The organism is Clostridium sp. K13 (assembly GCF_019734195.1).
In the GTDB taxonomy this organism is placed as follows: domain Bacteria; phylum Bacillota; class Clostridia; order Clostridiales; family Clostridiaceae; genus Clostridium.
The window spans coordinates 45,001-58,326 of record NZ_JAASHM010000002.1; the positions used below are offsets into that span (position 1 = coordinate 45,001).

The following is a 13,326-nucleotide window of genomic DNA, read 5'->3' on the forward strand; positions in this document are numbered from 1 at the left end:
AAAACATATTGAGAAGTAAGCCAAGAAATATTCTTTGTGATATTAAATGCAAAACTTTGAAAAAGAAGATGATTGTGAAGTTTAGTATGACTTAGTACAAGGAAACGAGAAATATACGTAGTGAACAGTACTTTAGGTACGTGAACAAGTAGATTTCGAAGTTGACGCAGTAATAAGGCATAATAAACGAACAAAGGTCAAGCTACAAAGGGCGCATGGTGAATGCCTTGGCATCAGGAGCCGATGAAGGACGTGATAAGCTGCGATAAGCTTCGGGTAGGCGCACATAGCCAGTGATCCGGAGATTTCCGAATGTGGGAACACACATGGGAAACCCCATGTATCGTATAGTGAATACATAGCTATACGAGGGTAAACCTAGGGAACTGAAACATCTAAGTACCTAGAGGAAGAGAAAGAAAAATCGATTTCCTTAGTAGCGGCGAGCGAAAGGGAAAGAGCCCAAACCAAAGATTTATCTTTGGGGTTGCGGACAGAGCATTAACGAGAAGTCGTAACTAACCGAACATAACTGGAAAGTTAGACCGTAGGAGGTAATAGTCCTGTAGGTGAAAGTTAAGATNCAGGGAGGACCACCTCCCAAGGCTAAATACTACCTGATGACCGATAGTGAAGCAGTACCGTGAGGGAAAGGTGAAAAGAACCCCGGGAGGGGAGTGAAATAGAACCTGAAACCGTGTGCCTACAACCGGTCAAAGCCCCATATGAGGGTGATGACGTGCTTTTTGTAGAACGAGCCAACGAGTTACGGTATGTAGCAAGGTTAAGTACTTAAGGTACGGAGCCGAAGGGAAACCGAGTCTTAATAGGGCGACTAGTTGCATGCCGTAGACCCGAAACCGGGTGACCTATCCATGGCCAGGTTGAAGCGAGGGTAAAACTTCGTGGAGGACCGAACCACGTTGCTGTTGAAAAAGCATGGGATGAGCTGTGGATAGCGGAGAAATTCCAATCGAACTCGGAGATAGCTGGTTCTCCCCGAAATAGCTTTAGGGCTAGCGTCGGATATGTGTAGTGGAGGTAGAGCACTGAATGGGCTAGGGGGCATAGCGCTTACCGAACCTTATCAAACTCCGAATGCCACATACATTAAGTCCGGCAGTCAGACTACGAATGATAAGATCCGTGGTCAAAAGGGAAACAGCCCAGATCGTCAGCTAAGGTCCCAAAGTGTAAGTTAAGTGGAAAAGGATGTGGGATTTCTAAGACAACTAGGATGTTGGCTTAGAAGCAGCCACTCATTTAAAGAGTGCGTAATAGCTCACTAGTCGAGAGATCCTGCGCCGAAAATGTCCGGGGCTCAAACTTACCACCGAAGCTACGGGCTTGCATTAGCAAGCGGTAGGGGAGCGTCGTAATCGGGCTGAAGTCGTACCGTAAGGAGCGGTGGACTGATTACGAGTGAGAATGTTGGCATTAGTAGCGAGATGTAGGTGAGAATCCTACAGGCCGAATATCTAAGGTTTCCTCAGGAAGGCTCGTCCGCTGAGGGTTAGTCGGGACCTAAGCCGAGGCCGAAAGGCGTAGGCGATGGACAATCGGTTGATATTCCGATACCACTACCATCGTTATTATCGAGGGTGTGACGGAGAAGGATAGTGTGTGCTAGCGATTGGAAATGCTAGTCTAAGCGTTTAGGGAGTTACGGTAGGCAAATCCGCTGTAACAATTCTGAGGCGTGATGGGGAAGGCCATATAGGCCGAAGTACATGATTCCATGCTTCCAAGAAAAGCATCTAGAGAGAGAAGTAGTGCCCGTACCGCAAACCGACACAGGTAGATGAGGAGAGAATCCTAAGGCCGGCGGAAGAATTGCAGTTAAGGAACTAGGCAAATTGACCCCGTAAGTTCGCGAGAAGGGGTGCCTGCGAGAGCAGGCCGCAGAGAATAGGCCCAAGCAACTGTTTAGCAAAAACACAGGTCTCTGCTAAAGCGCAAGCTGATGTATAGGGGCTGACGCCTGCCCGGTGCTGGAAGGTTAAGGGGAACACTTAGCGCAAGCGAAGGTGTGAACTTAAGCCCCAGTAAACGGCGGCCGTAACTATAACGGTCCTAAGGTAGCGAAATTCCTTGTCAGGTAAGTTCTGACCCGCACGAATGGCGTAATGACTTGGGCACTGTCTCAACTGCAAATCCGGCGAAGTTGTAGTGCGAGTGAAGATGCTCGCTACCCGCGATTGGACGGAAAGACCCCGTAGAGCTTTACTGCAGCTTAGCATTGAATTCCGGTATTGTCTGTACAGGATAGGTGGGAGACTGGGAAACTAGGGCGTCAGCCTTAGTGGAGTCAACCTTGGGATACCACCCTGACAGTACTGGGGTTCTAACAGGACGCCATGAATCTGGTGACTGGACATTGTTAGGTGGGCAGTTTGACTGGGGCGGTCGCCTCCTAAAAAGTAACGGAGGCGCCCAAAGGTTCCCTCAGAACGGTCGGAAATCGTTCGTAGAGTGCAAAGGCATAAGGGAGCCTGACTGCGAGACCTACAAGTCGAGCAGGGACGAAAGTCGGGCTTAGTGATCCGGTGGTACCTCGTGGGAGGGCCATCGCTCAACGGATAAAAGCTACCTCGGGGATAACAGGCTGATCTCCCCCAAGAGTCCACATCGACGGGGAGGTTTGGCACCTCGATGTCGGCTCGTCGCATCCTGGGGCTGTAGTAGGTCCCAAGGGTTGGGCTGTTCGCCCATTAAAGCGGCACGCGAGCTGGGTTCAGAACGTCGTGAGACAGTTCGGTCCCTATCCGTCGCGGGCGTAGGAAATTTGAGAGGAGCTGTCCTTAGTACGAGAGGACCGGGATGGACTGACCTCTGGTGCACCAGTTGTTCCGCCAGGAGCATGGCTGGGTAGCTAAGTCGGGAAGGGATAAACGCTGAAAGCATCTAAGCGTGAAGCCTCCCTCAAGATGAGATTTCCCATAGCATAAGCTAGTAAGACCCCTTGAAGAACACAAGGTTGATAGGTCAGAGGTGTAAGTGCGGTAACGTATGTAGCTGACTGATACTAATAGGTCGAGGGCTTGACCAATTATAAAAATAATTCATATGCAATTTTCAGAGAACAAATTCTCTAATAATCCGCGATAGCTCAATGGTGGAGCACTCGGCTGTTAACCGATAGGCTGGAGGTTCGAGTCCTCTTCGCGGAGCCAAGTAAAGCTAGAAGTTAATTCTAGCTTTTTTAGTTTTATAAATAAAATTTATAAAGTCAGCTTAGGCTGACTTTATTTTTTTATAATTATTAATTAGTCAAATATAAATTTATAGTAAATAATAGAAGATATGATATATAATAAAATATAATAAAAAGTAGTCTAGGTAAATTTATTCTAGACATGAAAAGGAGGAAGAATTTATGTTATCTCGTGAAATAGCAGAAAAAGTGCTGGGGAGATGTTTAATAACTGGAGGGGATTTTGCAGAAATATTTGAAGAAGATACTTTAAATAATTCAATTAGTATATTAAATGGAAAAGTAGAAAATTCTGTAGGAGGTAGAACCTATGGAATTGGTATTAGAATATTTAAGGGATTAAAAAGTGTATATGCTTATACAAATAATAATAGTCTAACTTCTCTTTTGAATGTAGCACATAAAGCAGCACTTGCATTAGGTGAGTTAAAGGAGGAAAAAATGATAGTTCTTAATGAAAGAGATACTATTAACTTTAATCCAATAATACTTGCTCCATCATCTATTGAAATTAATAAAAAAATAGGGGTTATGAAAGTAGCTTATGACGCTGCAAAGAATTATCATAATGAAATAGTTCAAGTAGGTGTAGGCTATGTTGATAAAGAGCAAAATATATTAATTGCTAATACAGAAGGGTTATATACTGGAGATAAGAGAGTTAGAACAAGGCTTACTGTAAATGCTATAGCTTCTATTAATGGTGAAAATCAAACAGGATTTGAAGGTCCTGGTAGACATATGGGATTTGAAATGTTTAAAGAAATAGATCCAGAATATTACGGAAGAGAAGCTGCAAAACAAGCATATACAATGTTACATGCAAAGAATTGTCCAGCGGGTAGAATGACAGTAGCCATTGATAATGGATTTGGTGGTGTTATATTCCATGAAGCGTGTGGACATTCGTTAGAAGCAACAGCTGTTGCAAAAGGAAATTCAGTATTTACAGGAAAGTTAGGAGAGCAAATAGCATCAACTAAAGTTACAGCTATTGATGATGGTACTATTCCTAATGCTTGGGGCTCATTAAATATAGATGATGAAGGAAATAAGACACAAAAAAATGTTCTTATAGAAAATGGAATATTAAAATCTTATATGATTGATAAATTGAATGGTCGTAGAATGGGAATGGCGCCAACAGGAAGCGGAAGAAGACAAAGCTATAAGTTTGCACCAACATCCAGAATGACTAATACTTATATAGCTAATGGAAATGATAATCCAGAAGATATAATTAAATCTATTAGTAATGGATTATATGCTAAGAAAATGGGAGGAGGTTCTGTTAATCCAGTTACTGGTGAATTTAATTTTGCTGTTTCAGAAGGGTATTTAGTAAAAGATGGAGTTATTCAAGAACCTGTTAGAGGAGCTAGTTTAATAGGAAAAGGTAGCGAAATATTAATGGATATAGATATGGTTGGAAATAATATGACACAAGGTCAAGGAATGTGTGGATCATCATCAGGAAGTATTGCCACTAATGTAGGGCAACCAATGATTAGAGTAAAAGAAATAACTGTAGGTGGAAGATAGGAGGGGTAATATGGAATTAGATTTATTCGTAAAGAGTTTATTCAAGAAGGCAAAGGAAGCTGGATTTTCAGAATATGAAGTTTATTATGTTGATAGAGAAAGTTTAAGTATAAGTGTATATAAGAGTGAAGTAGAAAAATATAACGTTAATAATTCGGCTGGTTTATCTTTTAGAGGTAAGCTAGGAGATAAAATAGGATATTCTTATACGGAAATATTAGATGAAGATGCTATAGAAATGCTTGTAAAAAAAGCTAAAGAAAATGTTTTAGCAATTGAAAATAATGATGTTCAATTTATTTATGATGGAGATAAAGAGTATAAGAATATTAATACCTATTATAAAGCTTTAGAGAATATTTCAGCTGATAAATTAATAAAGATTGCTTTAGATATGGAATCAGAGGCGAAGAAATACTGTGATAAAGTAGAAAGCTTTAGTGGATGTGCAGTATCTTATAGTTCTGGAAAATATGGAATAATAAATTCTAAGGGATTAAATTTACACAATAAATCAAATATATTAACATCATATGTTGTTCCAATTGTTAAAGATGGGGATAATATGTATGATGGCTTTGGATATGTTGTTGCAAAATCATTAGATGAGGTTAATCCATATGAAATTGCTAAAATGGGAGTAGATGAAGCTTTAAGTAAAATAGGAGGGAAATCAATACCATCAGGTAATTATAAAGTAATAATAAATAATGATGCAATGGTATCTCTTATTTCTACGTTTTCAGGTGTATTTAGTGGTGATGCAGTTCAAAAAGGATTAAGCCTTTTAAAAGGAAAAGAAGGAGAAGTTATTGCAGCGGATATAGTTAACTTAGTAGATAATCCACACTTAGAGAATGGATTAGCATCAGTTGGATTTGATGATGAAGGAGTAGCTACAACTAAAACATATTTAATAAAAGATGGAAAGTTAGAAAGCTTACTTCATAATTTAAAGACTTCTAATAAAGCTGGGGTTAAATCTACAGGAAATGGATTTAAATCTTCATATGCTTCACCTATTTCAGTATCACCAACAAACTTTTATATAGAACCTGGAACAAATTCATTAGAAGAAATTATCAAAAAAATAAATAAAGGGTTGATAATTACTGATTTTGCAGGTTTACATTCAGGAGCAAACTCAATAACTGGAGATTTTTCTTTAGCAGCAAAAGGATTTTATATAGAAAATGGAACTAAAACTAAACCTGTAGAACAAATAACAGTAGCTGGAAATTTCTTTGCTTTATTAAAGGATGTTGAAGAAATAGGAAATGACTTAAAATTCCCTATGAGTAGTGTTGGTAGTCCAAGTATTTTAATAAAGGAACTTTCCATTGCTGGAGAGGGGTCAGATAATGAATAAATATGACTTAGTTATAATTGGATCAGGAGCTTCAGGACTTTCAGCTGGAGTTTCTGCTCTTAAATCTGGAGTTAAAAATGTTTTAATTTTAGAAAAAGAGGATTTATTAGGTGGGAATTTAAATTTATTTATAGATAATGGATTTGGGGAATATTATTTAAATAATGTTGTTACTGGTCCAGAGCTTGGTAGTATCTTGATAAAAGATTATAAAGAACTAGGTGGAGAATATAAAATAAATACTAGAGTTTTAGAAATAAATAGGGATAAGGTTATAACCTATGTTAATCCATTAGAAGGAATACAAGAAATATCCGCTAAATCTATAGTCTTAGCTGCAGGATGTAGGGAAAAATATACAGGTAATATTATGATACCTATTAATAAATTTACAGGAGTATTTACTACAGGTTCAGCACATAGATTAGTTAATTACAGCGGATACTTACCAGGAAAAGAGATTATAATTATAGGAGATAATATTTGGACTCTTATTTTAGCAAGAAGGTTAGTAATTGAAGGTGCTAATGTAAAAGGCATAGTTACTGAAAGAAAGAGTTTTAATAGAGATGAACTAGATATTATTAACGGATTTAATATTCCTATAATTTATACAAGTGAAGTAATTGAAATTGAAGGTGAAGAAAGAGTAAATTTAGCTAGAATTAATAATGTTGAAACTGAAGAAATAACTTCTATTGAATGCGACTCATTAATATTATCTGTAGGATACTTACCAGATAATGACTTCATGAAAAAAATGAGCATAATAATGGATGGAGATATAGTTCGTAGTGAAAATAATCATACTTCTGTGGAAGGTGTATTTATAACAGGTACTATGGAAGGTGGAATAGATTTACTTTTTAATAGTGGAGAAAATGGATTTAAGGTTGGAAAACAAGTAGCAGAATACTTGAAATAAATTGCGAAGCAATTTATTTAGTGAAGAGTGAAGAAGTAAGAGTGAAAAGTTAAGGAAATAATTCAGCTAAGCCGAATTAAAAAATATATATTTTAAGAAACTGCCATAGCAGTTTCAACCTTCACTCTTCACTCTTACCTTAAATAAAAGTGTGTTTAGCTGTTTCAAATAATAGGTCTTGTCCTAATGGATTAAAGTGTATTCCATCAAGATATAGGTTTGAGATTCCTTTAGTATCTTCTGTTGCTGAATAAAAGTCTATGTATTTTAATGAATATTTAGTACAAAGATTTAAAATTTCTTTTCTTAGTAAAGCTAAATTTTCTTTACAATAATCATAAGTATCACATCTCATAAAAAGAGTATTAGCCATTTCAGGAATAATATTAGGTGGAATACCTATTAATACTTTAATATTATTTGATAATGCATCTTTAATCATTAATTCAATATTATCAATAATAGAAGATACATTTCTATTAGAAAGTAAATCATTTGTTCCTGCCATTAAAAATAAAGTGTTAGGTAATGAATCAAGAACATCTCTTTGAAATCTAACTAGCATATCAGTTGATGTACTACCATTAATTCCTTTATTAGATACATTTAAGTTGTAAGTTGTTTTAAGTTTATTAACCCAATTATCTTTAGGTTTAACGCCATATCCATATATTAAGCTATCCCCTAAGAATACATATTTATTACTCATAATTTAAAATCTCCTTAAAATAATTTATTAAAGCAAGTTTTACAAATAAGAGTTTTGCCCTTATCTGCCTTTATATAATTATTATCTTTTAAAATATTATTGCAAATAGAGCATTTATTTATTGAAGATACTGTATTATCAGATTTTTCTTTTAAAACTTTTGTTTTTGATGATTTTACAGGAGAATTTATAGATTTATGTAATGATGAATAAAGTCTTTTTTCGTTTTTAATTTCTCTTTCATTAATAGAATATGAAACTGAGAATTCACTTTCACCAAACAGCTCTAGTTCGAATCTTGGATTTTCTTTATCATAAAATTCTTCTACTATTATTCTTCGAATTTGTGCATCATTTACAATTAGACCGCTTTTTTCAATACCATCAAATATGCTTTTAGTTATATTAGCTGTATCTGGATGTCTTTTTTCACTTTTATAATAAACCTTTAATACAGCAATAAGAGATTCATGAAATACTATATCAGGGTTTTGACTTCTGGCATGATAGGCTATTTCTTCCTCGTATAATGCATACTTATCATGTGATTTTCCTGTATTGTAAGGTAATATGGCTTTTCCATCTTTATTATGTAATTTAAAATTTGACTTAGTTATAGGTGATCCTAAAACTATTACTTTTGCATAAGGTTTCATATATTTTCTCCCTAAAAAATAAAAATAAAACGACATAATATTTAACAATAATGTTAATAATTATTATGGTAAGGATTAAATTAATACATAATTATTAAGAAATCCTTAAAAATCCATAAAATGAAATAAAAAATAGTGAATAATAATTTTTAAAAGTATATAATCTAAATAAGAATTTTAGTATAGTTAAACTATACATTAGCAAATTTATATTAACAAGTAATAATTTGATTATGTTTTATGATTACGTTATAATACAGTTTGGTGTTATATAGTAAAAAGAAGAGGTAAAATAAATGGAAGATAAGTATATTTTAGCAATAGAATCAAGTTGTGATGAGACTTCAGCAGCAGTTGTTGTTAATGGAAGAGAGGTATTATCTAATGTAATTGCTTCTCAAATAGATACACATAAAAAGTATGGAGGAGTAGTGCCTGAAGTAGCTTCAAGAATGCATATTGAAGCTATTAATGGAGTAGTAGAAGAAGCTCTTGAAGAGGCAAATATTACTTTAGATAAAATTGATGCTATAGGTGTTACATATGGTCCAGGGTTAGTAGGAGCTTTACTAGTTGGATTACAGTTTGCAAAGGGATTAGCATTTGCAACTAAGAAACCTTTAATAGGAGTAAATCATATTGAAGGACATATTTGTGCAAATTATATACAACATAAAGAATTAAAGCCACCATTCGTATCATTAGTAGTATCTGGAGGGCATACTTTTATAGTACATGTTAAAAATTATGGTGAGTATGAGGTAATTGGTCAAACTAGGGATGACGCAGCGGGAGAAGCTTATGATAAGGTTGCAAGAGCGTTAGGACTTGGATATCCAGGTGGTCCTAAAATAGATAAGTTAGCAAAGGAAGGAAATCCTAAAGCTATAGCATTCCCAAAGGCTAATTTTCATGAGGAAACTTTAGATTTTTCATTTAGTGGTGTAAAATCGGCGGTTCTTAATTATTTAAATAAGTGTAAAATGCAAAATATTGAAGTGAATAATGCTGATGTTGCAGCTTCATTCCAATATGCAGTTATAGATGTATTGAAAGAAAATGTTTTATTAACTTGTAAAAAGAAAAATGTTAAGACAATTGCAATAGCAGGTGGAGTAGCATCTAATTCAAGCTTAAGAGAAACTCTTATTAAAGAAGCTTCTAAAAGAGGGATAGAAGTATTATTCCCAGCTCCAATTTTATGTACTGATAATGCAGCTATGATTGGAAGTGCAGCTTATTTCAATTTTATTAATGAAAAAATTAGTGATTTAAACTTAAATGCAAAGCCTAATTTAAAGCTAAATAATTAAAACTAAATAGATATAATTTCAAAATCTTAAGTATAAAAATATTTATTGTATATAAGAAAGTATGGGGAGAGAAATAAAATGAAGTTTTTACCGTATTCAAATGGAGTACGCACAGTAAGTATGAAAAAGCAAAGAAGTCCTAAAGACAAATTTAAAATAATATTTGGGATAATTGTTATTATAATAGTTATTGGAGTTGTTACTCAAAATGTAGTTGACTTTATTGATGGCGAAAGATTAAGAAAAAGGGTAAATTATACTACAGTAGATGATCTAAGGCTAGATTATAGAATAGAAGGGGAAGGTAGCTACACTATTATCTTTGATGGTGATATGGGAGCTACTTTAGAGGAGTGGACTCCTATTGTAGAAGAACTAAAGAAAAATGATAATGTAAAAACTTTCGTTTACAATAGACAGGGATACGGATATAGTGATATATCTTCAGGAAGAACACCTAAGGAACAAGCTAGAGATTTGAAAATATTATTAAGAAAAGCAGGCTTATCAGGACCTTATATAATTGTTGGAGAAGGATATGGCTCTCTTGTACTAACAAGTTTTGCAGAACAATTTAAGGATTCTGTTGCAGCAGCCATCATGATTGATCCGATTAATGAACAGGAAGTTCATACAAAAGAATATCAAAATAGTCAATTTATAACTAAGTTTAGAAGAGGACTTGAAAGAATTGGATCAAAGTGTGGACTTACAATGCTACTGGACAAGCTGGATTTAGATGTAAATTTGAAGGACTATGAATCAGGACTTTTAGAAAGTAATTTAGATGAATTTTTAACTTTAAGAACTAAATCAAACTATACAACGGCAGTATACCATGAGTTGAATAACGTTCTTAATGGGCAAAGTAATAGTCAGACTGAAGGAATGTTTAGTGATATTCCGTATTATTTACTTACTAAAAATCAAGATGATCCTTTAAAGAAATTAGGTAGTGAGGATTTAACAACTGTATATGTAACTAAATCTGATAAAGATTTTTTAGCTTTAAATGATAAGGAGAATGTTTTAAATGCTATAAGACAAACTGTTAAAAGGTTACAGGATATAGCTGAACAAAAAAAATAATAATGAGTAGGCATCAAAAAATGGTGCCTGTTTTTTTTTATTGTCATATATTTGACACATTGAGTGGTTATATTATAAGTATGAAATAAATAAAAACGAAAAAGGAGTTAGTATATATGGATAATGAGAATATTTATGATGCAGCTTATAGCGAAACAGAAGTAAGTGAAGAGGGAGAAGTAAAACATACTTTTAATGAAGAGCCAAATAAAGATAAAAAAAAGAAGAAGAAAAATAGGAATGGAAATGGAATTGCTAAGTATATAGCCCTTGCACTTATATGTTCTTTATGTGGTGGGGTAATTGGTTCAGGAGTTACTTATTTTATAACAGATGGAAATAGAAATAATAATTCAGGTAATACTGTAACGGTAGATCCAGTTTCATTTGCTACTGATAATATGGCATTATCAGCAGCAGATATATATAAGAAAGTGGCTCCAGCAGTAGTTATGGTATCAACTAAATCAATACAAAGTGTAAATGGCTGGTTCCAACAAGAAACGGAAGGTATGGGATCAGGATTCATAATAAATAATGATGGATATATTTTAACAAATTATCATGTTATAGATGGAGCTAAGGAAGTAACTGTAACATTAAGTGATAACAGAGAAGTAAAGGCATCTGTAGTAAACTATGATGCAGATCAAGACGTAGCTATGATAAAAATTAATGATGATATAGAAGTTCCTGGAGTTGTTGAGTTAGGGGATTCTGATGCATTACAACCAGGTGAAGAAGTATTAGCTATTGGAAATCCGTTATCTAAGGAATTATCATCTACATTAACTAAAGGTATAGTAAGTGCATTAAATAGAAGTGTTGAGACACAAACGGGAGTTAGCACTAATTTAATACAAACAGATACAGCTATTAATTCAGGGAATAGTGGTGGACCATTAATTAATACAAAAGGGCAAGTTATTGGTATTAATACATTAAAGGCAAGTGACGGCGCTGAAGGTATTGGATTTGCAATTCCTATTAATGATGTAAAAGATAAAATTGAATCATTATCTAAGCCGATATTAAACTTAGGTGTATCAATAAGAGCTATAGATGAGAGCATGGCTAAGCAATTAAATATGGAAGAAGGACTTTACATCGTTGAAGTTAATGAGTTTTCACCAGCAGAAAAAGCAGGATTAAAAGCTGGAGATTTAATAGTTAAGGCTGATGGAAATAGAGTTAAAACTTTTGATGAATTACAAGCGGTTAAAAATTCTAAAGAAGAGGGAGATAGTATTAATATTGAGTTTATAAGAGATGGAAAAACTCAAAATACTACTATAACACTAACTTCAAATACAACAAATTAAATAATATAGAGACTATGAATTTTTCATAGTCTCTATTTTTTAATTTTCTTTACTTTGAAAGACACTTTCATAGGCTTTTAAGGTGGAAATTGCTGTGTTTTTCCAAGTGAATTTTAAGCTATTATTATATCCTTTTTGGCCATACTCTTGTAATAATGAATCTGAATTTAATAAATCAATAATTGATAAAGAAAGTTCATCGTTATATAAAGGATTTATTAAAACAGCACAATTATTGGTTACTTCCGGAATTGAGGTCAAGTTAGATGTAATTACAGGAGTAGAACAACTCATAGCTTCAAGAGGTGGTAGACCAAAGCCCTCATATAATGATGGATAAACAAAAAGTTCAGCAGCGTTATAAAATATAGGTAAATCATCATCAGGTATAAAACCTGTAAATATAATTTTATCATCTATTAAAAGCTCTTTGCATAGTTCTTGAAGTTTAATTCCCTCATCTCGTATAGAGCCACATAAAACTAATTTATAGTCCTTTTTTAATGATTTTTGAATTTTACTAAAAGCAATGATAAGTTCTTTTACATTTTTTCTTGTACTAAATCCACCTATATATAATATAAAAGGATAATCAATACTATATTTATTTTTAAGGTAATCGATACAGTTAAATTTGTTTAATGGTTTGTAATTTTTATTGGCAGCTAGGGGAGTAACAAATATTTTATCTGGATTTACTGAAGGGAAAAACTTTATTATATCATTTTTAGAGTATTCAGAAACTGTTAATATTGCCTTAGAGTTATTAACTATAAAAGGCATATCCCTTAAAAATCTTTCAAGATATCCTCTACCGACAGTCTCAGGTAAAATATAAGGAATTAGATCGTGAATAGTTACTATAGCTGAAGATGTATATAGTTCATTTAATCCAATACCGTTTTGAGGTATATGATGTAAATCTATGTTATTTTCTTTAATGTAATTTGGATAATAATAATTTTCATAAAACCCACCATGTTTTTTTGACGTAAAAATTATTTTGGAATTATATTTTTTATAATTTTCATAATTATCTCCAGCCCAAAAAATAGAATAATTATTTTTATTATCTATATTAAGAAGTTCTATAAGAAGATTTTCAGTATAGGTACCTATACCAGATCCCTTGTATAAATTAATTCCTCTAGCATCTATTGAAACTTTCAAAGTATAACGCCTCCTAA

The 13,326-nt window shown here is 33.8% G+C and carries 9 protein-coding genes, 1 tRNA gene and 1 rRNA gene; 8 read left to right on the plus strand and 3 right to left on the minus strand.

Annotation, left to right across the window (positions count from 1 at the left end; translation table 11 throughout):
- The first annotated feature begins 195 nt into the window (after positions 1 to 195).
- The 5 genes from HCG76_RS01720 to HCG76_RS01740 all read left to right on the plus strand — a co-directional run bounded on the left by HCG76_RS01720 (position 196) and on the right by HCG76_RS01740 (position 7,050).
- A 23S ribosomal RNA gene (locus HCG76_RS01720) occupies positions 196 to 3,049 on the plus strand.
- Between the two features lie 49 nt (positions 3,050 to 3,098).
- Positions 3,099 to 3,173 (plus strand) — tRNA-Asn (locus tag HCG76_RS01725).
- A 203-nt stretch (positions 3,174 to 3,376) separates the two neighbouring features.
- Entirely contained in the window at positions 3,377 to 4,756 is a 1,380-nt protein-coding gene (locus tag HCG76_RS01730; RefSeq protein WP_221700714.1) for a TldD/PmbA family protein, read from the plus strand.
- Positions 4,757 to 4,766: 10 nt separating this feature from the next.
- On the plus strand, positions 4,767 to 6,125 hold the full coding sequence (locus HCG76_RS01735) for a TldD/PmbA family protein (RefSeq protein ID WP_221700713.1): 1,359 nt from the start codon (positions 4,767 to 4,769) through the stop codon (positions 6,123 to 6,125).
- A complete protein-coding gene (locus tag HCG76_RS01740) occupies positions 6,118 to 7,050 on the plus strand; it encodes an NAD(P)/FAD-dependent oxidoreductase (protein WP_221700712.1) in 933 nt (310 codons plus the stop codon). The genes HCG76_RS01735 and HCG76_RS01740 overlap by 8 nt, the downstream gene beginning before the upstream one ends.
- A 139-nt stretch (positions 7,051 to 7,189) precedes the next feature.
- On the opposite strand, the gene HCG76_RS01745 is transcribed toward HCG76_RS01740, so the two are convergent.
- Positions 7,190 to 7,759 (minus strand): GDSL-type esterase/lipase family protein, encoded by a 570-nt coding sequence (locus HCG76_RS01745; RefSeq protein ID WP_221700711.1) that lies wholly within the window; start codon positions 7,757 to 7,759, stop codon positions 7,190 to 7,192.
- A gap of 14 nt (positions 7,760 to 7,773) precedes the next feature.
- Positions 7,774 to 8,415 (minus strand): RusA family crossover junction endodeoxyribonuclease, encoded by a 642-nt coding sequence (locus HCG76_RS01750; protein ID WP_221700710.1) that lies wholly within the window; start codon positions 8,413 to 8,415, stop codon positions 7,774 to 7,776.
- Between the two features lie 296 nt (positions 8,416 to 8,711).
- Here HCG76_RS01750 and tsaD point away from each other — a divergent pair, with 296 nt between their 5' ends.
- From tsaD to HCG76_RS01765, 3 genes are all read left to right on the plus strand, one after another.
- Entirely contained in the window at positions 8,712 to 9,728 is a 1,017-nt protein-coding gene (gene tsaD / locus HCG76_RS01755) for a tRNA (adenosine(37)-N6)-threonylcarbamoyltransferase complex transferase subunit TsaD (protein ID WP_221700709.1), read from the plus strand.
- 78 nt (positions 9,729 to 9,806) lie between these two features.
- Positions 9,807 to 10,817, plus strand: coding sequence for an alpha/beta hydrolase (locus HCG76_RS01760; protein ID WP_221700708.1), 1,011 nt, complete (start codon positions 9,807 to 9,809; stop codon positions 10,815 to 10,817).
- 116 nt (positions 10,818 to 10,933) lie between these two features.
- Positions 10,934 to 12,139, plus strand: a complete 1,206-nt coding sequence (locus tag HCG76_RS01765; protein WP_221700707.1) for a S1C family serine protease — start codon at positions 10,934 to 10,936, stop codon at positions 12,137 to 12,139.
- A 39-nt stretch (positions 12,140 to 12,178) separates the two neighbouring features.
- On the opposite strand, the gene HCG76_RS01770 is transcribed toward HCG76_RS01765, so the two are convergent.
- A complete protein-coding gene (locus HCG76_RS01770) occupies positions 12,179 to 13,309 on the minus strand; it encodes a glycosyltransferase family 4 protein (protein WP_221700706.1) in 1,131 nt (376 codons plus the stop codon).
- Between the last annotated feature and the right edge of the window lie 17 nt (positions 13,310 to 13,326).

Bases quoted from the DNA above. Each gene is read 5' to 3' on its own strand.
- tsaD (WP_221700709.1), top strand. From the start codon at position 8,712: ATGGAAGATAAGTATATTTTAGCAATAGAATCAAGTTGTGATGAGACT.
- HCG76_RS01735 (WP_221700713.1), top strand. From the start codon at position 4,767: ATGGAATTAGATTTATTCGTAAAGAGTTTATTCAAGAAGGCAAAGGAA.
- HCG76_RS01730 (WP_221700714.1), top strand. From the start codon at position 3,377: ATGTTATCTCGTGAAATAGCAGAAAAAGTGCTGGGGAGATGTTTAATA.
- HCG76_RS01740 (WP_221700712.1), top strand. From the start codon at position 6,118: ATGAATAAATATGACTTAGTTATAATTGGATCAGGAGCTTCAGGACTT.
- HCG76_RS01760 (WP_221700708.1), top strand. From the start codon at position 9,807: ATGAAGTTTTTACCGTATTCAAATGGAGTACGCACAGTAAGTATGAAA.
- HCG76_RS01745 (WP_221700711.1), bottom strand. From the start codon at position 7,759: ATGAGTAATAAATATGTATTCTTAGGGGATAGCTTAATATATGGATAT.
- HCG76_RS01750 (WP_221700710.1), bottom strand. From the start codon at position 8,415: ATGAAACCTTATGCAAAAGTAATAGTTTTAGGATCACCTATAACTAAG.
- HCG76_RS01765 (WP_221700707.1), top strand. From the start codon at position 10,934: ATGGATAATGAGAATATTTATGATGCAGCTTATAGCGAAACAGAAGTA.